Source organism: Micromonospora sp. HB375 (assembly GCF_017872985.1).
GTDB lineage: Bacteria > Actinomycetota > Actinomycetes > Mycobacteriales > Micromonosporaceae > Micromonospora > Micromonospora chalcea.
In genome coordinates this window covers 6283318-6304073 of sequence record NZ_JAGGJO010000001.1, presented here as the reverse complement: position 1 = coordinate 6304073, position 20756 = coordinate 6283318, and the positions used below count along the sequence as shown (strand labels likewise).

Genomic DNA, 20756 nt, shown 5'->3' with positions numbered 1-20756 from the left:
GATCGATCGCGACTCCGCTCAACGGGGCCGAGTCATCGCGGCCACTCGGAGAACGCGTGCCGGAGGTCGTGGATCTCAGCCGGGGTGAGGCGGTAGAGCGCGAAGACGGTGTCGGGGAGGCGGTCGAGGCGCTGCAGCGCGTCCTGGAACTCTTCGTCGGTGAGCGCCGGGTCGGCACGCCGTGCGAGGTCCACCAGGTCGTTCCTGCTGTACCGGCGGAGCGCGGCGGCTACGTCGATGTAGTCGCGGGGTTGAGCACGGGTCACCATGGCGGCGACTTTGGTGCCGATCACGTCGTCCAGGTGCAGCACCGGCCCGACGTCGAGCACGATCGGGCTGGCGCTGCGCGCGAAGCGCACGAGTTGCAGTCGTACGGTCCGGTCGTCGCGGCGAACCTCGAACTCGGTCATGTCGTGTTCGAAGCCGTAGAAGGCATCGTCCAGCTCGGTGGGCTCGGCGATGGTCTCGACCTGGAACCCGGCATCGAGCAGGGTGGCGTGCACCAGCTCGGCGGCTGCGGTGACCCCGCCGTCGAGATCGGTGAACAGGTCCACGTCCTCGGTGGGACGGGCGCCGATGCCGTGGGCGATGAGGGCCTGGCCGCCGGCGAGGGCGAAGCCGTGTCGGCCGGCCACGGCGAGCGCGATACGGGCGACCTCGTGCTGGAACGGGTCCGGCGCGGGTGACATCAGGCGGCGACGTCCCGGGCGCGCAGCACCGGGTGGCTCTCTTCCCAGGCGCGGCGGACACCGCGGGGCACGTAAAGCTCGGGCCACAGCCGGACGAGGGTGGGTCCGTGCAGCCAGGTGCGCAGCTCGTCGGGATGAACGGCTTCGGTGAGCACCGTCTCGTACATCCAGGCGAGCAGCCCCGGAACGTCGAGGTCGACGTGCCGGTCGGGTTGCCAGAACAGCCGGTGGGGCAACTCGACGATGCCGGTGACCGGGCCCTGCAATTCGCTCAGGGCGGGGACCACGACCGCACGGCGGCCGGGGCGGGCCTCGTACGGTGCCCGCGAGCTGCGAACGGATCGGGCCGGGTCCATGCCCTACAGGGTAACGGTGCCGACCTGCGGCTTGTTGCGACTCGCGAGCGCCTGGCGGCATCGAACAAGCAGCGTCCGGGAGGGGATGTGACGCGAGCCATAACGTGAGTAGCATTCGGCTCCATGACAGCTTCGGGCCTGCCCCGCCGGGTGCACCTCGGATACGCGCTCGGTTCCCTGGTCACCGGCGCGTTCGGCACCGTGCCCGGGCTGCTCCTGCTGCCGTACCTCACCGACACGCTCGGCGTCGCCGCCGGGCTGGCCGCGCTGCTGGTGCTCCTGCCGAAGGCGTGGGACGTGCTGGTCAACCCGGTCGCCGGGCGGATCTCCGACCGGACCCGCTCCCGCTGGGGCGCCCGCCGCCCGTACCTGCTGGTCGGCGGGCTGGCGCTCGCCGTGCTGTTCGCCTCGATCTTCGCGGCGCCGTTCGCGAACGGTCCGGCCGCCGCCGCGTACGTGGCGCTGGCGTTCCTGGCGACAGCCACCGCGTTCGCGTTCTTCCAGGTGCCGTACGTGGCCATGCCGGCCGAGCTGACCGCCGACCCGGCGGAGCGTACCCGGCTGATGACCTGGCGGATCGCGGTGCTGGCGCTGGCCATCCTGGTCTCCGGCGCGGTGGCCCCGGCCGTGGTGAGCGCGGGCGGCGACGGCGTGCCCGGTCACCGGTGGATGGGCCTGTTCGTCGCCGCGCTGATCGTCGCCGGCACCGTCGGCGTGTTCCTGGGCACCCGGTCCGCGCCGACCGGCACGGTGGGGGAGAGCGAGCCGAGCCTGCGCGCCCAGCTCGCTGTCGCCACCGGCAACCGGCCGTTCCGGGTGCTGCTGATCTGCTTCGTGATCCAGTCCGCCGGGGTGGCCACCGTGCTGGCCGGGGTGAAGTACTTCGCCGGCCAGGTGCTGCGCGAGCCGGACAGCGGCCCGACGCTGCTGTTCGCCTGCTTCGTGGCACCCGCGCTGCTGGTCATGCCGCTGTGGTCGCGGGCCGGCGCCCGGCTGGGCAAGCGGGCGTCGCTGGTCGCCGCGTCGCTGATCTTCGCGGTGGGCGCGCTGGCCCTGGTCGCCGCGCCCGCGCTGCCCGCCGCCGCGGCCTACGCGGTGGTCGCGGTGATCGGCGTCGGGTACGCGGGCCAGCAGGTGTTCGCGCTGGCCATGCTGCCGGACTGCATCGCGTACGACACGGCGCGCACCGGGCGGCGGCAGGCCGGGGTGTTCACCGGGCTGTGGACCGCCGGGGAGACGTTCGGGCTGGCGCTGGGGCCGGGCATCTACGGGCTGGTGCTCCAGCTGTCCGGCTATGTCTCCTCGTCCACCGGTACCGCCGCCGTCCAGTCCGACACGGCCCGTCTCGGTGTGCTGCTCGGCTTCACCGTGCTGCCCGCGCTGCTGGTGGCGATCCCGCTGGTGCTGCTGCGCGGCTACACCCTGACCCCGGCCCAGCTGACCGCCGCCGCACCCGAGGCCGATGACGCCGCGCCGGCCGCGCGCGCGTGAGCGCCCCGTCCACGAGAGGAACCACCCGATGACCGACACGGCAGGCGCCGGTGCGCTGCCCGCCCAGGGGATGCCCGCGGCGGACGTACTCGGCGAGATCCGCGCGCTGCGGGACGCCGACCGGCCCACGCACGGCGGGCGGCTGTTCGCGTACGTCTACGACCCCGGCGTGGCCGGTCTGGACGAGCTGGCGCACGCCGCGTACGCGCAGAGCGCCCACGTCAACGGCCTCGACCCGACCGCGTTCCCGTCGCTGCTGGCGATGGAGAACGCGCTCGTCGGCGCCGCCGCCCGGCTGCTCGGCGGCGGCCCCGGCACCGGCGCGCCGGACGTGGTGGGCAGCGTCACCAGTGGCGGCACCGAGTCGCTGCTGCTCGCCGTCAAGGCGGCCCGGGACGCCCGCCCCGACCTGACCGAGCCGCGGATCGTGGCGCCTGCGAGCGCGCACGCGGCGTTCGCCAAGGCGGCGCACTACCTGCGGGTCGCGCTGGACACGGTGCCCGTCGACCCGGTGACGCTGCGCCCGGACGTGGCAGCGGTGGCCGCCGCGATCCGCCCGGAGACCGTGCTGGTGGTGGCGTCCGCGCCGTCGTACGCGCACGGGGTGGTCGACCCGGTCGCGGAGATCGCCGCCGTCGCGGAGGCGGCCGGGGTGCGCTGCCACGTGGACGCCTGCTTCGGCGGCTGGGCGCTGCCCTGGCTGCGGCGGCTCGGCGCGCCGGTGCCGCCGTTCGACTTCGCCGTGCCGGGGGTCACCTCGATCTCGGTGGACCTGCACAAGTACGCGTACGCGCCGAAGGGCGTCTCGGTGCTGCTGCACCGCGATCCGGCGCTGCGCGCCCCGCAGTTCTTCGCGTACGCGGACTGGCCGGGGTACACGATGGTCAACCCGGTGATCGCCTCCACCCGCTCCGGCGGGCCGATCGCCGCCGCGTACGCCACGCTGCGGCACCTCGGCGAGGACGGGTACCTGCGGCTTGCCGCCGCGACCCGGGACGCGGTCGCCGGGCTCGCCGACGCGATCCGGGCCACCGACGGGCTGCGGCTGATGGCCGAACCGGAGACCACTGTCGTCTGCTTCACCAGCGACGATCCGGGGCTCGACCTGTTCGTGCTGGTCGACGAGCTGACCGCGCGCGGCTGGCACACCCAGCCCCAGCTCACGTACGCCGATCTGCCGGCCAGCGTGCACCTGACGGTGACCGCGGCGGTGGCGCCCCGGGTGGCCGAGTTCGGCCCGGCGCTGGCCGAGGCGGTCGCGGCGGCCCGCGCCGCCGGGCCGGTGGTGCTGCCGCCGGAGCTGCTGGCGCTGGCCGGCAGCCTCACCCCGGAGGCGCTCACCCCCGATCTGGTGGCCGGGCTGGCGGGCGGGCTCGGCCTGGCCGCCGACGCCGGTGCGCCGGAGCGGATGGCGGTGGTCAACACGCTGCTCGACGCCGCGCCGGCCCGGCTGCGGGAGCGGCTGCTCGCCGAGTTCGTCGGGTTGCTCCAGCGCCCGGCCTGGTGACGCGGACGGGGCCCGGCCTGGTCACGTGGACGCGGCCCGCCCGGAGACCGGGCGGGCCGCGTCGTGCGGTGTCTCAGCCGGCCGCGCCGACGCTGAACGTGGTGGTGTCGTCCGCCGGGTCGACGTCCCCGACCGGCTCGTTCACGTAGCGGGCCTCGACGGTGAACGTGCCGTTGCCCAGCACGCCGGCCGGCGTTCCGGCCGGTGCCCGCAGGACGACGTCGAACGTGCGCTCCTCGCCGGGCATGAACCGGCCGCCCGGGACGTCGAACGAGTCCGGGAAGCTGGGCAGGTCCTGCGGATCGGTGCTCCAGACCTCGACCCCGGCGGGCAGGGCCGCCCGCGCGGCGAGCCGGAACGACGGCGCGTCGTTGCCGTAGCGCACCGTCACCGGCATCCGGCCCAGCAGGCTTCCGTCGGCCTGGCGGGTCAGCGTCACGTCACGACCGTTTACGGTCAGGTCCGTCTCGGTGGCCTGCCGGTAGACGCGCGGCGCGCGGACGCTGCCCGAGGTGGACCGGAACACGGTCGGGAAGAAGTCGCGGTCCGCGACCCGGGTGCCGCCGCCCGGCACCACCGCGATCGAGCCGCCCGGCGCGACCATCGGGTAGGCGCGTGCTGTCGTCCAGACCTGGAAGTTGAGCCGCAGGGCCCGGCTGTCGCCCGCCGCGACCCGGCCGCCGAAGCTGCCGATGACCCGGCGGTTGTCCACCAGGTCCTCGGTGAACCACGGCGTGCCGTCGTCGAGGCCGATGAACGAGGCGCCGGCCGGCTCGGTGATGCGCAGGTCGGCGACGCCGTCGGCCCGGCCCCGGTTGCTGATCGTCGCGGTCAGCGTGCCGACGTACCCCCGGTCGGTGGGCGTCAGCACCAGCGGCCCGGTGTCGACGGTCAGCCGTGCCGCCGCGGTGCCGCTCGTGGCGGCGGCGGGCGTGGCCAGCGCGAACAGCGCTGCCGCCCCGGCCAGCAGCGCGGTGGCGACTCGTGCCGTACGTGTGGTCATGACAGGTCCTCCGTGATCCCCGTGGTGGGCGGCGGTGGTTCCGTCCGCCCGACAGTGAAGACACCCGCCGGCCCCGGGGACAGTTGCCCGGGTTCCCTGTCGTGGGTACGACACCGGACCGCTGTGGTTGACTGTCTGCTCGGGGTTCACGGACAGCGGGAGGTCGGAGATGCAGCTGCCGGGCGTGCTCGGCGAGCCGATCCGGTTCGTGCTGAACTGGGGCCGCCGCTACTCGCTCTGGGTGTTCAACTTCGGCCTGGCCTGCTGCGCCATCGAGTTCATCGCGACCAGCATGGGCCGGCACGACTTCATGCGGCTCGGCGTGATCCCGTTCGCCCACGGCCCCCGGCAGGCCGACCTGATGGTGGTCAGCGGCACCGTCACCGACAAGATGGCCCCGGCGGTCAAGCGGCTCTACGACCAGATGCCCGAACCGAAGTACGTGATCTCGTTCGGCGCCTGCTCCAACTGCGGCGGCCCGTACTGGGACTCCTACTCGGTCACCAAGGGCGTCGACCAGCTCATCCCGGTCGACGTGTACGTGCCCGGCTGCCCGCCGCGCCCGGAGGCGCTGCTGCACGGCATCCTGCGCCTCCAGGAGAAGATCGCCGCCGAGCAGTCCGGCGTCGGCGGCGTGGCCCGCCCCGACGCGCTCGCCTCTCCGGCGGACGCTGTGGCGCGGCCGGTCGAGGCGCTGACCGCGCCGCCGGTCCGTCCGCCGCTCGGCTGAGCCGTCGGGTGGCGCCGCCGGTCTAGCCTGCGGCTCATGACCGACTTCGCGGAGAAGCGCTCCGCATTCATCATCGACGTGCTGACCGAGGAGTTCGGCGCGTCCATGGCGATCGACCCGGCGGCGTTCCGCCGTAAGTTCCGCAAGATGGCCGCGTCACCGTTCGCGTTCTACCGGGGCAGCGCGGCGCTGTTCTACGCCGACCAGCGCGGCGACTTCGGCAGCGACCGGTTCCTCGACGGCCGGACCAGCCGGGTGTGGATCCACGGCGACCTGCACGCCGAGAACTTCGGCACCTACATGAACGCCTCCGGGCAGCTCGTGTTCAACGTCAACGACTTCGACGAGGCGTACGTCGGGCCGTTCACCTGGGACCTGAAGCGCCTCGCGGCGAGCGTGGCGCTGATCGGCTACGCGAAGGCCCTCTCCGACCGGGTGATCGGCGAACTGGTCACCGGCTTCGCCCGGTCGTACCTGGCCGAGCTGCGGGCCATCGCGGCCGGCGGGGACGACGCGATCGGCTCGATCACGCTGGACAACGCCGACGGCGTGCTGCGCCGGGTGCTCCAGCAGGCGCGGCTGAACACCCGGGTGGACCTGCTCGCCGCGCAGACCACCGTCGACAACTACGAGCGCCGGTTCTCCCTCGGCGACGGCGTGCACGAGATCGACGACGCGACCCGGGAGAAGGTCTGCGCCGCGTTCGCCGACTACCTGCACACGCTGCCGGACTCGGCCGCCCGGCTGCGCCCGGTGGCCACCGGCATCAAGGACGTGGTGCTGCGCAAGGGCGTCGGCATCGGGTCGGCCGGGCTGCCGTCGTACAACCTGCTGCTGGAGGGGCACACCCAGGCGCTGGAGAACGACGTCGTCATCTACATGAAGCAGGCGCAGGTGCCGGCCGTGGCGCGGTACGTCGACGACGAGCGGGTCCGGTCGTACTTCCGGCACCAGGGGCACCGCACCGCCGAGTCGCAGCGCGCGTTGCAGGCGCACGCCGACCCGTGGCTGGGCTTCACCGAGCTGGACGGCGTCGGCCAGCTCGTCGCGGAGGTCTCCCCGTACGCGGCGGACCTCGACTGGGCCGACGTGAACGAGCCGGAGGAACTGGCCGGGGTGCTCGCCGACCTGGGCCGCGCGGTGGCCCGGATGCACTCGGTGGCCGACGACGAGTCCAGCCACGACCTGGTCGACTACTCCACCGAGGAGGCGATCGTCGCTGCCGTCGACTCCGACCCGGACGGGTTCGTCGACTACCTGGTCGACTTCGCGCACCGGTACGGGATCCGGGCCCGCGAGGACCACCAGCTCTTCGTGGACCTGTTCCGCAACGGCCGGCTGCCCGGCATCTGAGGGCGCGGGGCGCCGACCGCGGCGCCCCGCCTCACTGCGTGAAGTCCAGCACCGCCTTGATGTCCTCGCCGGTGCGGGCGTACGCCTCCCGGTAGTTCGAGACCGGTACGCGGCGGGTGATCAGCGACGTCAGCCAGGACTGGTCCGCCTGGGCGAGCGCCTCGGCGGCCAGGTCCCAGTGACGCCGGCCGGCGTTCACCGAGCCGAACACCACGTTGTTCTCCAGCACCAGCTCCCGGTTGAGCGCCCCGGCGTCGAAGTTGATGGTCCGCCCGCCGCTGGACACACCGGTCAGGCAGACGATCCCGGTGGGCGCGGCCTTGCACATGGCGTCCAGCACCACCGTCGGCGCGCCGGTGCACTCGATCACCACGTCGGGTTTCACGTCCAGCTCGGTCACCGACGACGTGTGGTACGTGGCGCCCAGCGCCCGGACCAGGTCCGGCTTCGGACCGGTGGTGTTGCGGTCCAGCACGTGCACCGACAGTTCACGCTGGCTGCCGAGCAGCGCCGCCAGCAGGCCGATCGGCCCGGCCCCGGTGATCAGCACGCTCTTCGGCGTCCACTCGGCCCGGCGCCCGATCCGCTCGATGTGGTCCCACGCCTTCGCCACCACGCTGGCCGGCTCCAGCAGCATGCCCACCGACGCGAGGGCCGGGTCCAGGCCGACCGCGAACTTGGGCTGCAGCCGCCAGCGTTCCCGGGCGAAACCGGGCAGCCCCTTGATGCCGTGCTCGGTGTACAGCCCGTTGCGGCACATGTCCCACTCGTCCACCGCGCAGTTCGCGCAGGGCACCGGATCGGGGTGGCGGACCACGCCCGCCACCAGGTCGCCGGGCTGCAACGTGCCGGTCGGATCCTCCAGCACCCGGCCCAGCGACTCGTGCCCGAGCACCAGCCGCTCCTGGCCCGGCGGCGCCTCGCCGTACTCGCCGGCGACGATCTCGTGGTCGGTGCCGCAGACGCCCACCGCCAGCGCCTCCACCAGGATCGCACCCTCCTCGGGCGCCGGCTCGGGCCAGTCCTCGACCAGCCGCAGCGAGTCCGGGACACCGGGGGTCACAGTCACAGCGCGCACGTCCCTCATCCTCCCGCGCGCTCCCGCCGTCCGCCCGGCAAAGCGACGATCCGGCACGGGCGGCCCGACCCGGTCCGCAGCCGTCGGCCATAGGATCAGCGCATGACTCCGGAAGAGGTCGGCCGGCGGGTGGTCGAGCTGCTCGCGCCCGTGGAGGCCACCGCGTCGGTCTCCGGCGGTCAGGGGTACGCCCGCGCCACCGTTGACGTACCCCCGGCGAGCTGGGCGGACGCGGTGCGTGCGGCGCGCGACGACGCCGAGCTGGGTCTCGACTTCCTCGACTGGCTGTCGGCGGTGGACGAGCTGGCCGACGGCTTCGACGTGGTGCTGCACCTCTGGTCGGTCGCGCACCGGCACGGGCTGCTGCTGCGCACCCGGGTGCCCCGCGACGCGCCCGTCGTCGCCTCGGTGGTCGACCTGTTCCCCGGCGCGGCCTGGCACGAGCGGGAGACCCACGAGATGTTCGGCATCGACTTCGCCGGCCACGGCGAGCTGCGGCCGCTGCTGCTGCCGCCGGAGTTCGAGGGGCACCCGCTGCGCAAGGAGTTCGTCCTCGCCTCCCGGGTCGCCAAGCCGTGGCCCGGCGCGAAGGAGCCGGGCGAGTCGGAGGCGGGCGGCGGCCGCCGGCCGGTCCGGCCGCCGGGCGTGCCCGCGCCGGGTGAGTGGGGCACGACGCCCACGCCGGCGGGTGCGGCGGGCGCCGGTGAGGGCCCCCGCGGGGGTACGCCGGCCCGCCCGGCCCGGGAGCGTCCGGCGCGGCCCGCTCCTGGTGAGCGTCCGGCTCGGCCGGCTGCCGCTGAGCGTCCGGCGCGGCCGACTGCCGGGGATGCTCCGGAGCAGCCTGCTTCCGGGGAGGCCGGGCCGGGGTCCGGCGCTGCTCCGGCGGCCGATGAGGCGGGTCCGCTCGGGCGGCCGCTGCCCGGGGAACCGCCGACCGGTCCGCCCCGGCAGCAGCCGGACCCCGACGCGGCGGGGGAGAGCTGATGCCGGACTGGTTGGAGCTGGTCCTGCGCGTGGCGGGCGTGCTCGTCGCGTTCCTCACGCTGCCGCTGATCGTGGGCCAGGCCGAGCACAAGGTGATGGCGCACATGCAGGGCCGGCTGGGCCCGATGTACGCGGGCGGCTTCCACGGCTGGGCGCAACTGGTGGCCGACGGCATCAAGTTCGTGCAGAAGGAGGACGTCACCCCGCGCGACGCGGACCGGCAGGTGTTCCGGCTGGCGCCCGCGGTGGCGCTGGTGCCGTACCTGCTCGTGCTGCTCGTGATCCCGCTCGGGCCGGGTGACCTGGTCGCCCAGCCGCTGGACATCGGCCTGTTCTTCGTGCTCGCCGTGGTGGGCGTCGGGGTGCTGGCGGTGCTCATGTCCGCGTGGGCGTCGGCCAACAAGTACAGCCTGCTCGGTGGGCTGCGCGGCGCGGCCCAGCTGCTCGGGTACGAGCTGCCGCTCGTGCTGGCCGCCGCTTCGGTGGCGATGGCGGCCGGCACGCTCAGCCTCTCCGGCATCGTGGAGGCGTGGCAGCCGTGGTGGCTGCTCTGGCAGGCGCCGGCCATGGTGATCTTCTTCGTGGCGGGACTGGCCGAGATCCGCCGCCCGCCGTTCGACATGCCGGTGGCCGACTCCGAGCTGGTCTTCGGCTACATGACCGAGTACACCGGTCTGCGGTTCGCGTTCTTCCTGCTCGCCGAGTACGTCGGCATCGTGGTGATCGCGGCGCTGACGACTGTGCTGTTCCTCGGCGGCTGGCAGGGCCCGTTCGCCGACGCGCAGCTCGGCTGGCTGTGGACGCTGCTGAAGGTGTTCGCCGTCGCCTTCGTGATCATCTGGTTGCGGGTGAGCTACCCGAGGCTGCGCGAGGACCAGCTCCAGCGCCTCTGCTGGCTGGTCCTGGTCCCCCTGGCCCTGGCCCAGCTCGTCCTCACCGCCGCAGTCCGCCTGGCCCTGTAACCCACCCTCCCACCCTCCCACCCACCCTCCCTCCCTCCCCACCCCCACCTCCCCGGCGATCTTGCACTTTCTGCCCCGGCGAAAGGGGCAAAGCTCGCAGGTTCCGGGCTCAATGTGCAAGATCGACGAGGCGGGGGCGGGCGGGCGGGGCGGGGCGGAAGAGAGCGGGTCAGCGCAACGGCGTGTGGGCGGGGTCCACCTGCTCGGACGGGGGTGGGGGAGGGGGTGGGGTGCCGTCGCCGAAGGGGCGACCGCCCAGTTCCTCCCGGCCGTGCGGGGTGAGCCAGTTGCTCAGGTCGGGGCCGAGCGGCACGATCCCGGTCGGGTTGATGTCCCGGTGGACCTCGTAGTAGTGCCGCTTGATGTGGTCGAAGTCGATGGTGTCGCCGAACCCGGGCGTGGTGAACAGGTCCCGGGCGTACGCCCACAGCACCGGCATCTCGCTGAGCTTCTGCCGGTTGCACTTGAAGTGCCCGTGGTAGACCGGGTCGAAGCGGACGAGCGTGGTGAACAGCCGTACGTCCGCCTCGGTGATCGTGTCGCCGACCAGGTACCGCTGCCCGGCCAGCCGTTCGCTCAGCCAGTCGAGCCGGTCGAAGAGCCGGTGGTACGCCTTGTCGTACGCCTCCTGGCTGCCGGCGAAGCCGCACCGGTAGACGCCGTTGTTGACGTCCGCGAAGACGACCGCGTTCACCTCGTCGATCTCGGCGCGCAGCGGCTCCGGGTAGAGGTCCGGCGCGCCCGGCCGGTGGTACGCCGTCCACTCGGTCGTGAGGTCCAGGCTCATCTGGGCGTAGTCGTTCGTCACCACCTGACCGGTGGGCACGTCGACGAGCGCCGGGACGGTGATGCCGCGCTCGTAGCCGGGGAAGCGGGCGAAGTAGGCGTCGGCGAGCCGCTCGATGCCGAGTACCGGGTCCTTGCCGTCCGGGTCCAGGTCGAACGTCCAGCTGCGCTTGTCGTGGGTGGGCCCGGCCACTGCCATCGAGATGGCGTCCTCCAGCCCGAGCAGGCGCCGGACGATGATCAGCCGGTTGGCCCAGGGGCAGGCCCGGCTGACCGCCAGCCGGTAGCGCCCCGGCTCCACCGGCCAGCCGTCCCGCCCGTCGGCGGTGATCCGGGTGGCGATGTAGCGCTGGTCGCGGGTGAACTCGCCACCCGGCTCCACGTACTTGCCGCCGGTTCGTTCCAGGACCTCGTCGTCGCTGCCGCCCACGCTCTACCTCCGAGTTCGCTTTTCGCTCCCATCATGGTCGCTCGGGCGGCTCCCGGCAGGTCGAGCGCGTCACAAAGAGGCATAGGCTGCCCGCCGTGACCGATGTGGAGACGGCGGCCCGGCGTTTCGTCGCCGACGTGTGGAACGCCGGGCGCGAGGAGAGCGCGTACGAGCTGGTGGCGGCGGGGTGCCCGGGCCTGGGCGGCGCCGGCCCGGCGGCGATGCTGGCGTGGCACCGGGACCGGCGGGCGTCGTTCCCCGACCTGCGCTACAAGATCGTCGACGTGGTGGCGGCCGGTACGCGGGTCGCGGTGCGGTGGCGGGCCGCCGGCACCCAGGCGGGCCAGTTCGGTCCGGTGCCGCCGACCGGCCGGGTGGTCAGCTATTCGGGCGCGACGTTCCTGCGCTTCGACGACGACGGGCGGATCGTGGACGTGTGGAGCGTCAACGAGCTGTTCCAGGTGCTCCAGCAGCTCGGCGTGGAGATGCTGCCCCCACTCACACCCGGCGAGGCGTGATCCGGCCGCACGCCCGGGCCAAAGCGCCGGGTGGTGGTCGCGCGCGCCCGGGTCACAGGGCAGGATGGGCGGCATGAGCGAGCACGGTGGAGTGCCCGGCGGCGGTCTGGTGAAGGGCCTGGCGGTCACGTTGAAGACGATGACCCGCCGCTCGACCACCCAGCAGTACCCGGATGTGGCGCCCGAGCTGCCGCCGCGCTCCCGTGGCGTGATCGCGCTGCTGGAGGAGAACTGCACGGTCTGCATGCTCTGCGCGCGCGAGTGCCCGGACTGGTGCATCTACATCGACTCGCACAAGGAGGAGGTGGCGGTGCCCGGCGCCGCCCGCCCCCGCCAGCGCAACGTGCTCGACAAGTTCGACATCGACTTCTCGCTCTGCATGTACTGCGGCATCTGCGTCGAGGTCTGCCCGTTCGACGCGCTCTACTGGTCGCCCGAGTTCGAGTACGCCGAGTACGACATCAAGGACCTGCTGCACGACAAGGACCACCTGGGCGAGTGGATGGCCACCGTCCCGCCGCCGCCGGCGCACGACCCGCTCGGCGACCCCTCCAAGGAGGAGACCACCGCCGCCCGGAAGGCGGCGGGTCCGTCGGCCCGTCCGGCTCCTTCCCGGGTACGCCCCGACGCCGCCACCGATCCGGGCGGAGGCACTGCCTCATGACCGGTGCGGACGTGCTGCTGCTCGCGCTGGGCGCGGTGGCGGTGGGCGCGGGCGCGCTGGTGGTCGCGACCCGGCACCTGGTCCGGGCCGGGTTGTGGCTGGTGGTGTGCCTGGGCGCGCTCGCCGGTGACTACCTGGTGCTGACCGCCGAGCTGGTGGCCTGGGTGCAGGTGCTCATCTACGTGGGCGCGGTCGTGGTGCTGCTGTTGTTCGCGGTGATGCTGACCCGCGCGCCGATCGGCCCGTCGGACGACCTGGACCGGCCCGGCTGGGCCGCCGCGCTGGTCGGCGGCGGCAGCGGCCTCGGCCTGGCGGTGCTGCTGATCGACGCCTTCCGCTGGTCCCGGGTGGACCTGCCCGCCGCCGGCACCGCCGAGCGCCTCGGCGAGCAGATCTTCCGCTCCTGGGTGCTGCCGTTCGAGGTGCTGTCGGTGCTGCTGCTGGCCGCGCTGGTCGGCGCGATCGTGCTCTCCCGCCCCGACATCGGCCGCCGGCCCGCCGACGAGGGCGGGCGCCCGTGAGGCCGGTCATCCCGTACGTCACCGCCGCGCTGCTGTTCGGCCTCGGCGTGTACGGCGTGCTGCGCCGCCGCAACGCCGTCCTGGTGCTGATGGCGGTGGAGTTGATGCTCAACGCGGTGAACCTGGTGCTGGTCACCGCCGACACCACTGTGAAGGCCGTGCTGCCGCACTCCGGCCAGGTGTTCGCGCTGTTCGTGATCGTGCTCGCCGCCGCCGAGATCGGTGTCGGGCTGGCCATCGTGCTCCAGCTCTACCGGCTGCGCGCCAGCGTCACGGTCGACGACGTCCCGCTGGCCGAGCCGGCGCCCGCGGTGACCCCGGCCGAGCGCCCGGAAGGAGCGGTCCGGTGAGCACGCCGACGCTGTGGCTCGCGGCGGTGCTGCCGGGCGCCCCGCTCGTCGCCGGGCTGCTCGGCCTGCTGCTGCCGCCCGCCCCGAGCCACGACCGCGCGTCGGCCCGGCGGCTGGCGGTCGCGCTGGGCGTGGCCGGGGCGGCCGTGTCGCTGCTGGCCGCGCTGGCGCTGCTGATCCGCGTGGACGCGCCGGTCGAGGCGTCCACCACCTGGGTCGACCTGGGCGGACTGCGGGTCACGCTCGGCCTGCGGCTGGACGGCGTGGCAGTGCTCGTCGCCACCGCCGTCGCCGCTGTCGCGCTGGCCGTGCAGGTCTACTCGATCGGCTACCTGCGCCGGGGTCCACACGACGACGTGGACGTCGACCACCGCTACCCGCCGTACGCGGCGCAGTTGAGCCTCTTCACCGCCGCCATGCTCACCGTGGTGGTGTCCGGCGACCTGATCATGCTGCTGGTCGGCTGGGAGGTGATGGGCGTCTGCTCGTACCTGCTCATCGCCCACGACCGGCGGCTACCCGAAGCGCCCGGCGCGGCGGTGAAGGCGTTCCTTGTCACCCGCGTGGGTGACGTCGGCTTCCTGCTCGGCATCGCGCTGCTCGGCGTGGGCGCGGGCAGCTTCCGGATCGCCGACGTGCTGGCGCACGACTACGGCACCGGTACGCTCACCGCCGCCTGCCTGCTGCTGCTCGCCGGGGTGGCGGGCAAGAGCGCCCAGTTCCCGCTGCACACCTGGCTGCCCGACGCGATGGCCGGCCCGACGCCGGTGTCCGCGCTGATCCACGCCGCCACCATGGTCGCCGCCGGCGTGTACGCGGTGGCCCGCCTGTTCCCGCTGTTCGAACGCGCCCCGGCCGCGCTCGCCGTGCTGGGCGTGATGGCCGCGATCACGATGCTGCTCGGCGCGTTCGCCGCCACCGCGCAGGACGACATCAAGCGCGTGCTCGCCTGGTCGACCGTGTCGCAGATCGGCTACATGACCGGCGCGCTGGCGGTCGGCGCACCGGCTGCCGCGCTGTTCCACCTGCTCACCCACGCCGCGTTCAAGGCGCTGCTGTTCCTCGCCGCCGGTGCGGTGATCCACGCCGTCGGCACCACGCTGATGTCCCGGATGGGCGGCCTGCGTACCGCCATGCCGGTGACGTTCTGGTGCACTGTGGTCGGCCTCGGCGCGCTCGCCGGCGTACCCCCGCTCTCGGGTTTCTGGAGCAAGGACGGCGTGCTCGCCGCCGCCGAGGCGGCCGCGCTCGACGGCGCCGGGCCGAGCGCGGCCTGGGTCGGCTGGCTGGTCTGGCTGGCCGGGCTGGTCGGCGTCGCGGTGACCGCCTGGTACGCGACCCGGCTGCTGCTGCGCACGTTCCTCGGCGCGACCCGCACGCCGCTGCTGCGCCCGCACGACCCGCCCGCGCTGCTGCGCTGGCCGGTGCTGCTGCTCACGGTCCCGGCCGCGTTGCTCGGCCTAGCCGCGTTCGCGCCGTGGTTCGCCGACCGGCTGCGCGTGCCGGGCGAAGACACCGGCGAGGCGGTCGCGCTGGTGCACCTAGCGCCGAACCTGGTCCTGCCGTTCCTGCTGCTGCTCGTCGGCGCGGGCGTCGCCTGGGCGGGCTGGCGCCGCGACCCCGCCGATCCGGCCCGCTTCCTGGGTCCGCTGCGGCCGGTGTTCGCCCGGGCGTTCCGGCTCGACGACGTCCAGCACACAGTCGTCGTACGCCCGGTGGGCGCGCTCGCGCGGGTCGTGCGTACCGGTGACGAACTGGGCGTGGACGGGCTGGTCGAGGGCAGTGGCCGGACGGCGGTCGAGGTGGGCGGTGGCCTGGCCGCGCTGCACCGGGCGGCGCTGCCGCGGGCGGCGGCCGGGGTGCTGGCGGGCGCGCTGCTGATCGGCCTCGCGGTCGCCCTGATCGGAGTCACGTCATGACGTTCGGGCAGGTCCTGCTGGTCGCCGTGGTGGCGGTCCCGGCGCTCGGCGCGCTGGCCACCGCGGTCGTGCCCGGTGACCGGGCCGGCCGGGTGGTCGGCACCGTCGCCGCCGCGTTGACGCTGCTGGCGACGCTGCCGCTGGTCGGCGGCGACCACGGCTGGTTCGGGTACGGGCCCCGCCCGGCGGTGCAGCCCTGGCACCAGGTCGACGTGGCGTGGGTGCCCGGGCTCGACCTGCGCTTCCACCTGGGCGTGGACGGCATCTCCTGGCCGCTGGTGGTGCTGACCGCGCTGCTCACGCTGCTGTGCTGCGCGTACACGCTGTGGCGGGTACCGACCGGCGGCGGCAGCGGACGGGCGCTGGTGGCGTTGCTGCTGGTGGTCGAGGTCGGCATCCTCGGCACGTTCCTCGCGCTCGACCTGGTGTTGTTCTTCCTGTTCTTCGAGGTCGTCCTGCTGCCGATGTACGCGGTGATCGCCGGCTGGGGCGGCGCGGACCGTCGTCGCGCGGCCCGCAAGTTCGCGCTCTACACGCTGTTCGGCTCGGTGCTGCTGCTGGTCGGCGTCTACGTGGTGGTGGCCGCCGCGGGCACCGCCGACCTGGTCGCGCTCACCGGCGGCGCCGGGCTGTCCCGGGGCACCCAGCTCGCCGCGTTCACGCTGCTGGCGCTCGCGTTCGCGGTGAAGAGCCCGCTCTGGCCGCTGCACTCGTGGCTGCCCGACGCGCACACCCAGGCGCCGACGGTCGGCAGCGTGATCCTCGCCGGGGTGCTGCTCAAGATGGGCACGTACGGCATGATCCGGGTCGCCGTGGGGGTGGCTCCGGAGGGTGCCCGCTGGGCCGCGCCGGTGCTCGGCGTGCTCGCCGTCGCCGCCATTCTGATCGGTGGCCTGGTCTGCCTGGCGCAGGACGACCTGAAGCGGCTGATCGCGTACTCCAGCGTCGGCCACATGGGCTTCGTGCTGCTCGGGATCGCCACGCTCACCGCCACCGGGCTCCAGGCCGCGCTGATCGGCAACATCGCCCACGGCGTCATCACCGCCCTGCTGTTCTTCCTGGCCGGCGCGGTCAAGGACCGCGCGCACACCGGCTCGCTGGCCGACCTGTCCGGGCTGCGGGAGACCGCGCCCCGGCTGGCCGGGCTGCTCGGCTTCGCGGCTGTCGCCTCGCTGGGGCTGCCCGGCCTGGCCGGGTTCTGGGGCGAGGCGTTCGCCGTGGTCGCCGCCGTGCAGCGGGGCGGCCCGCTCTGGCTGACCCTCGCCGTGCTGGCCGCCCTGGGCGGGGCGCTCACCGCCGCGTACTTCCTGCGGCTGCTGCGCCGGGTTTCGCACGGGCGGCCCAGCCCGGCGGTGGCGGGGCTCGCACCCGGGCTGGCCGGTGCGGAACTGACCGCCTGGGCGCCGCTGGTGCTGCTCGCGCTCGCGGTCGGCCTGGCCCCGGCGCTGGTCCTGTCCTACGCCTCCGGTCCGGTGGAGGCGCTGCTGGGGGTCGTCCCATGAGCCTGGTGCAGAGCGTCGACAACGTGGCGATGCTGCCCGCGTACCTGGCCGCCGGCACCGCAGTGCTGGTGCTGCTGGTCGACCTGCTGGTGGCGCGGCCCGCCGTCACGGTCGCGGTGGCGGCGCTCGGCGCGGCCGGTACGGCTGCCGGCGCGGCGCTCGTCGGCACGGCCGGGACCCGGCCCACGTTCTGCGTCGGCGACGACTGCTCCTGGGTGTGGGGCGGGCGAGCGGCGCTGGTCGGGGCCGTGATCGCCCTGCTCACGCTCGGCGTGCTGGCGCTGTCCGGCCCGCTGCTGCGCGCCGGGCGTACCCCGGTCGGCGAGTACTGCTTCCTGCTCGCCTGCGCGATGACCGGCGGCGTGGTGCTCGGCGCCGCCGGTGACCTGATCACGCTGATCGTGGCGCTGGAGACGCTGACGCTCCCGCTGTACGTGCTGGTCGGCCTGCGCCGGGGCAGCCTCGCCGGCGCCGAGGCGGCGGTGACGTTCTTCGTGGTCAGCGTGGTCGCCACCACTGTGACGCTGCTCGGCGCGGCGCTGCTCTACGCGGTCGCCGGCACGCTGCACCTGGACCGGCTCGGCGCCACGCTGGCCGACCGCGCCGACCTGACCGATCTGCCGCTGACCGGCGTCGCGGCGGCGCTCGTGGTGGCCGGGCTGGCGTTCAAGGTCGCCGCCGTGCCGTTCCACGCCTGGGCCCCCGCCACGTACGACGGCGCGCCGCTGCCGGTGGCCGCGTACCTGTCGACCGCCTCCAAGCTCGGTGGCGTGGTGGCGCTGCTGGCGGTGGTGCAGCGCGCGCTGCCGGGAGACATGACCGGCCCGGTGCTGGCGGCGCTGGCGGTGCTGACCATGACCGTCGGCAATCTGGTGGCGCTGCGTCAGCGGCGTACCGTGCGGTTGCTCGCCTGGTCGTCGGTGGCCCAGGCGGGGTACATCCTCGCCCCGCTGGGCGCGCTGGCGCTGGCCGCGGGCCGCACCGGCGACGCGCGCACGGCCGCGTACGCGGCAGCCGTCGCGTACGCGATCTTCTTCGTGCTGTTGGAGCTTGCCGCGTTCGCGGCGGTGGTGGCGTTGCGCCCGGCGGGCGGCGACGGCGGCATGCTGGCCGACCTGCGCGGCGCGGCGCGGCGGCACCCGTGGGTGGGCGGCGCGTTCGCGCTGGCGCTGATCGGGCTGGCCGGGTTGCCGCCGGGCCTGGCCGGGCTGTTCGCCAAGGTGACAGTGGTACGCGCGCTGCTGGCCGGGCACGCGGGCTGGCTGGCGCTGGTGGTGGCGTTGAACGCGGTGATCGGCCTGGCCTACTACCTGCGGGTCACCGCCTCGCTTTACGCGACGCCCACGGGCGCGGCGGCGGTCCGGCCGGCGCGGACCGTGGCGCTGGCGCTCGGCGTGGCCACCGTGGCGGCGGTGGTGATCGGTTTCGCACCGCAGCTGGTGCTGGACGTGGCGGCGCGCTGACCGGTTCGTGCCCCGGTGGGCGACCGCTTCAGCGTGTGCACAGCAACATCCAGCCAACTTTCAGCCATGAGCCGGATGGTTGACGGGTACCGGTGTGTTGAACCGGTCAGCGGGCCTCCCGCAAGGGCCCGCGCACCGAAGGAGAGATCGTGCATCACAACCGTCTCAAGACCGCAGCGCTGCTCGGCCTGTTGACCTCGCTGATCCTCGCGATCGGCTACTGGTTCGGCGGTAGCGGCGGTCTCGTCATCGCCGTCGTCGTCTCGTTGCTGATGAACGGCGTCACCTACTTCTTCTCCGACAAGCTCGCACTGCGCTCGATGAAGGCGCAACCGGTCAGCGAGGCACAGTTCCCCGAGCTCTACCAGATGGTGCGGGAGCTGTCGACGCTCGCCGGCAAGCCGATGCCCCGGCTCTACGTGAGCCCGACCTCGCAGCCCAACGCGTTCGCCACCGGCCGTAACCCGGAGAACGCGGCGGTCTGCGTGACCCAGGGGATCGTGGAGATCCTGGACTACCGGGAGCTGCGTGGCGTGATCGGCCACGAGCTGTCGCACGTCTACAACCGGGACATCCTGATCTCCAGCGTGGCGGCCGGCCTGGCCGGCATCATCACCATGCTGGCGAACCTCGCCTGGTTCATCCCGCTGGGCTCGTCCGACGACGAGGACGGCCCGAACCCGGCCGTGCTGCTGCTCACGCTGATCCTCGGCCCGATCGCCGCCACGGTGATCCAGCTCGCGATCAGCCGGAGCCGGGAGTTCCAGGCCGACCAGTCCGGCGCTGAGCTGAGCCGCGACCCGCTGGCCCTGGCCAGCGCTCTTCGCAAGATCCACATGGGTACGCAGGCGCGTCCGTTGGCGCCGCAGGGCCAGCTCGCCAGCACCGCGCACCTGATGATCGACAACCCGTTCAAGCGGGGCGGCGGCATCGCCGCGATGTTCGCCACCCACCCGCCGATGGAGCAGCGGGTGGCCCGCCTGGAGCAGATGGCCCGCAACTCCGGGCCGGTGCAGTTCCAGCGCTGACCCGCCGTACTACCCACCGCGCCCGCGTCCCCAGGACGCGGGCGCGGTGGTGTGTCCGGGCACAATGCGTTTCCCCCGATCAGGCCGCGCCGTTAGGGTCGAAACGTCTCCCACCCATTACTCCCTCGGAGGTCGACCGTGGCCGCACTGCGCCAGTACCAGGGCGTCTGGCGGATCCCCGGCGCGCCGATGCTGCTGATCCTCGGCATCATCGGGCGGCTCGGGATCGGCATGACCCCGCTGGCGCTGCTGCTCGTCGTCGAGCAGGTCACCGGCCGCTACTCCCTGGCCGCCGTCGCCGGCGGCATCTACGCGCTCTCCGGCGCCGCGCTCAGCCCGGTCGCCGGACGCATCGCCGACCGGGTCGGCCCCACCCCCGTCCTGGTGGCCACCGCGCTGGCCCACCCGCTCGCCCTGATCGGGCTGCTCGTCGCCACCCGCTCCGGCACCGGCAACCTCCCGCTGATCTACCTGGCGGCGGGCCTGGCCGGCGCCACGTACCCGCCGCTCACCGCAGCGATCCGGGGCGCCTGGAACGACCTCACCGCCCCCGCCACCGGCCGGGCGCACCTGCGCAACACCGCGCTCGCCGCCGAGACCACCCTCTTCGAGGTCGTCTTCGTGATCGGCCCGCTGCTGGTGGCCGGGTTCGTGCTGTTCGCCGACGCCTCCGCCGCGCTCGTCGGCGCCGCCGTGGTCACCCTGGTCGGCACCGGCGCCGTCGCGTTCGGCCGGGTCATGCGCGGCTGGCGCCCGCACCCGCGCGAGCATCACGCCCGGGGCCTCGGCCCGCTGCGGATCGGCGGCTTCCCCGCGCTGCTGCTCTGCGTGGCCAGCCTCGGCATCGCCTTCGGCGCCTCCGGCGTCATCGTCCCGGCCTTCGCCGGGAACTCCGGCGCCGACGACCCGGAAAGCCTGGCCGGCGTGCTGCTCGCGGTCTGGGGCATCGGCAGCGCCATCGGTGGTTTCTGGTTCGGCGTACGCAAGCCCGCCGCCAACATGACCCGCCAGTTCGCCTGGCTGCTCGGCACCGTCGCGGCCAGCTTCGCCGTCTTCGCGGTGATGCCCGGCCCGGCCGCGCTCGGCGTCGCGCTGGTGCTCGGCGGCGCGGCCATCGCCCCCGCGCTCACTCTGGAGAACACACTGGTCGGGCGGATCGCCCCGGCCGGCATGCTGAACGAGGCGTACACCTGGGTGGTGACCATGTCGGTCGCGGCGAGCGCCGCCGGCGGCTCGATCGCCGGCCTGATCATCGACCACGCCGGCGGCGTGTCCTGGGCGTTCGTCTTCGCCGGGGTGGCGGTCGCCGTCGGGGCCGCGGTCGCCGCGCTGCCCGCCGGCCCGATCTCCCGGGCCGAGGCCACAGCGGTACGCGCCGAGCAGTCACTGGCCGCCTGACCGGTGGCGTCCGGGTGGGCCGGC

Annotated in this window: 20 protein-coding genes; 15 read left to right on the top strand and 5 right to left on the bottom strand. The window is 73.9% G+C overall.

What is annotated here, in order from left to right; genetic code table 11:
- Positions 1-32 precede the first annotated feature (32 nt).
- Together J3R08_RS28025 and J3R08_RS28020 are read right to left on the bottom strand one after the other, a co-directional pair.
- Complete coding sequence (locus J3R08_RS28025; RefSeq protein WP_245254825.1) at positions 33-689, bottom strand: nucleotidyl transferase AbiEii/AbiGii toxin family protein; 657 nt, start codon at positions 687-689, stop codon at positions 33-35.
- Positions 689-1045 carry a hypothetical protein gene (locus J3R08_RS28020; protein WP_043328193.1) on the bottom strand — a complete coding sequence of 119 codons (357 nt, stop codon included), beginning with the start codon at positions 1043-1045 and terminating at the stop codon, positions 689-691. The genes J3R08_RS28025 and J3R08_RS28020 overlap by 1 nt, the downstream gene beginning before the upstream one ends.
- A 123-nt stretch (positions 1046-1168) precedes the next feature.
- On the opposite strand from J3R08_RS28020, the gene J3R08_RS28015 reads away from it, so the two are divergent.
- On the top strand, positions 1169-2536 hold the full coding sequence (locus tag J3R08_RS28015; RefSeq protein ID WP_113973468.1) for an MFS transporter: 1368 nt from the start codon (positions 1169-1171) through the stop codon (positions 2534-2536).
- A gap of 28 nt (positions 2537-2564) precedes the next feature.
- A complete protein-coding gene (locus tag J3R08_RS28010) occupies positions 2565-4043 on the top strand; it encodes an aminotransferase class V-fold PLP-dependent enzyme (RefSeq protein WP_209963335.1) in 1479 nt (492 codons plus the stop codon).
- A gap of 73 nt (positions 4044-4116) precedes the next feature.
- Here the strand turns inward: J3R08_RS28010 and J3R08_RS28005 are convergent, their stop codons facing one another.
- A complete protein-coding gene (locus J3R08_RS28005) occupies positions 4117-5046 on the bottom strand; it encodes a hypothetical protein (protein ID WP_209963332.1) in 930 nt (309 codons plus the stop codon).
- Positions 5047-5215: 169 nt separating this feature from the next.
- On the opposite strand from J3R08_RS28005, the gene J3R08_RS28000 reads away from it, so the two are divergent.
- A complete protein-coding gene (locus tag J3R08_RS28000; RefSeq protein WP_043328197.1) occupies positions 5216-5776 on the top strand; it encodes an NADH-quinone oxidoreductase subunit B in 561 nt (186 codons plus the stop codon).
- A 36-nt stretch (positions 5777-5812) separates the two neighbouring features.
- Positions 5813-7129 (top strand): DUF2252 domain-containing protein, encoded by a 1317-nt coding sequence (locus tag J3R08_RS27995; RefSeq protein WP_043328199.1) that lies wholly within the window; start codon positions 5813-5815, stop codon positions 7127-7129.
- 31 nt (positions 7130-7160) lie between these two features.
- On the opposite strand, the gene J3R08_RS27990 is transcribed toward J3R08_RS27995, so the two are convergent.
- A complete protein-coding gene (locus J3R08_RS27990) occupies positions 7161-8207 on the bottom strand; it encodes a glucose 1-dehydrogenase (RefSeq protein WP_176722782.1) in 1047 nt (348 codons plus the stop codon).
- Positions 8208-8309: 102 nt separating this feature from the next.
- Between J3R08_RS27990 and J3R08_RS32900 the strand changes: the two genes are divergently transcribed.
- Together J3R08_RS32900 and nuoH are read left to right on the top strand one after the other, a co-directional pair.
- Positions 8310-9191, top strand: a complete 882-nt coding sequence (locus tag J3R08_RS32900; protein ID WP_209963329.1) for an NADH-quinone oxidoreductase subunit C — start codon at positions 8310-8312, stop codon at positions 9189-9191.
- Positions 9191-10153 (top strand): NADH-quinone oxidoreductase subunit NuoH, encoded by a 963-nt coding sequence (nuoH, locus tag J3R08_RS27980; RefSeq protein WP_064446633.1) that lies wholly within the window; start codon positions 9191-9193, stop codon positions 10151-10153. Before J3R08_RS32900 ends, nuoH begins: the two co-directional genes overlap by 1 nt.
- Positions 10154-10322: 169 nt before the next feature.
- On the opposite strand, the gene J3R08_RS27975 is transcribed toward nuoH, so the two are convergent.
- Complete coding sequence (locus tag J3R08_RS27975; protein WP_209963327.1) at positions 10323-11369, bottom strand: glutathione S-transferase family protein; 1047 nt, start codon at positions 11367-11369, stop codon at positions 10323-10325.
- 95 nt (positions 11370-11464) lie between these two features.
- Here J3R08_RS27975 and J3R08_RS27970 point away from each other — a divergent pair, with 95 nt between their 5' ends.
- From J3R08_RS27970 to J3R08_RS27930, 9 genes are all read left to right on the top strand, one after another.
- Positions 11465-11887, top strand: coding sequence for an ester cyclase (locus J3R08_RS27970; RefSeq protein ID WP_209963323.1), 423 nt, complete (start codon positions 11465-11467; stop codon positions 11885-11887).
- Positions 11888-11960: 73 nt separating this feature from the next.
- Positions 11961-12551: an NADH-quinone oxidoreductase subunit I gene (locus J3R08_RS27965; RefSeq protein WP_051611348.1), complete on the top strand. Its 591-nt coding sequence runs from the start codon at positions 11961-11963 to the stop codon at positions 12549-12551.
- Entirely contained in the window at positions 12548-13072 is a 525-nt protein-coding gene (locus J3R08_RS27960; protein WP_043328208.1) for an NADH-quinone oxidoreductase subunit J, read from the top strand. Before J3R08_RS27965 ends, J3R08_RS27960 begins: the two co-directional genes overlap by 4 nt.
- Positions 13069-13422: an NADH-quinone oxidoreductase subunit NuoK gene (gene nuoK / locus J3R08_RS27955; RefSeq protein ID WP_166456991.1), complete on the top strand. Its 354-nt coding sequence runs from the start codon at positions 13069-13071 to the stop codon at positions 13420-13422. Before J3R08_RS27960 ends, nuoK begins: the two co-directional genes overlap by 4 nt.
- Entirely contained in the window at positions 13419-15341 is a 1923-nt protein-coding gene (locus J3R08_RS27950) for an NADH-quinone oxidoreductase subunit L (protein WP_209963320.1), read from the top strand. The genes nuoK and J3R08_RS27950 overlap by 4 nt, the downstream gene beginning before the upstream one ends.
- A complete protein-coding gene (locus J3R08_RS27945) occupies positions 15338-16843 on the top strand; it encodes a NuoM family protein (RefSeq protein ID WP_209963315.1) in 1506 nt (501 codons plus the stop codon). Before J3R08_RS27950 ends, J3R08_RS27945 begins: the two co-directional genes overlap by 4 nt.
- Complete coding sequence (locus J3R08_RS27940; protein WP_209963312.1) at positions 16840-18306, top strand: NADH-quinone oxidoreductase subunit N; 1467 nt, start codon at positions 16840-16842, stop codon at positions 18304-18306. Before J3R08_RS27945 ends, J3R08_RS27940 begins: the two co-directional genes overlap by 4 nt.
- 149 nt (positions 18307-18455) lie before the next feature.
- Positions 18456-19334 carry a zinc metalloprotease HtpX gene (htpX, locus tag J3R08_RS27935; protein WP_064446626.1) on the top strand — a complete coding sequence of 293 codons (879 nt, stop codon included), beginning with the start codon at positions 18456-18458 and terminating at the stop codon, positions 19332-19334.
- 138 nt (positions 19335-19472) lie between these two features.
- Complete coding sequence (locus tag J3R08_RS27930) at positions 19473-20732, top strand: MFS transporter (RefSeq protein ID WP_069088041.1); 1260 nt, start codon at positions 19473-19475, stop codon at positions 20730-20732.
- Positions 20733-20756 lie beyond the last annotated feature (24 nt).

What these genes read in the sequence shown, in the direction of transcription:
- J3R08_RS27940 (WP_209963312.1), top strand. Translation starts at nt 16,840, where the DNA reads ATGAGCCTGGTGCAGAGCGTCGACAACGTGGCGATGCTGCCCGCGTAC.
- J3R08_RS27945 (WP_209963315.1), top strand. Translation starts at nt 15,338, where the DNA reads ATGACGTTCGGGCAGGTCCTGCTGGTCGCCGTGGTGGCGGTCCCGGCG.
- J3R08_RS28020 (WP_043328193.1), bottom strand. Translation starts at nt 1,045, where the DNA reads ATGGACCCGGCCCGATCCGTTCGCAGCTCGCGGGCACCGTACGAGGCC.
- J3R08_RS28015 (WP_113973468.1), top strand. Translation starts at nt 1,169, where the DNA reads ATGACAGCTTCGGGCCTGCCCCGCCGGGTGCACCTCGGATACGCGCTC.
- J3R08_RS28000 (WP_043328197.1), top strand. Translation starts at nt 5,216, where the DNA reads ATGCAGCTGCCGGGCGTGCTCGGCGAGCCGATCCGGTTCGTGCTGAAC.
- nuoH (WP_064446633.1), top strand. Translation starts at nt 9,191, where the DNA reads ATGCCGGACTGGTTGGAGCTGGTCCTGCGCGTGGCGGGCGTGCTCGTC.
- J3R08_RS28025 (WP_245254825.1), bottom strand. Translation starts at nt 689, where the DNA reads ATGTCACCCGCGCCGGACCCGTTCCAGCACGAGGTCGCCCGTATCGCG.
- J3R08_RS27965 (WP_051611348.1), top strand. Translation starts at nt 11,961, where the DNA reads ATGAGCGAGCACGGTGGAGTGCCCGGCGGCGGTCTGGTGAAGGGCCTG.
- J3R08_RS28010 (WP_209963335.1), top strand. Translation starts at nt 2,565, where the DNA reads ATGACCGACACGGCAGGCGCCGGTGCGCTGCCCGCCCAGGGGATGCCC.
- J3R08_RS27995 (WP_043328199.1), top strand. Translation starts at nt 5,813, where the DNA reads ATGACCGACTTCGCGGAGAAGCGCTCCGCATTCATCATCGACGTGCTG.
- J3R08_RS28005 (WP_209963332.1), bottom strand. Translation starts at nt 5,046, where the DNA reads ATGACCACACGTACGGCACGAGTCGCCACCGCGCTGCTGGCCGGGGCG.
- J3R08_RS27960 (WP_043328208.1), top strand. Translation starts at nt 12,548, where the DNA reads ATGACCGGTGCGGACGTGCTGCTGCTCGCGCTGGGCGCGGTGGCGGTG.
- J3R08_RS32900 (WP_209963329.1), top strand. Translation starts at nt 8,310, where the DNA reads ATGACTCCGGAAGAGGTCGGCCGGCGGGTGGTCGAGCTGCTCGCGCCC.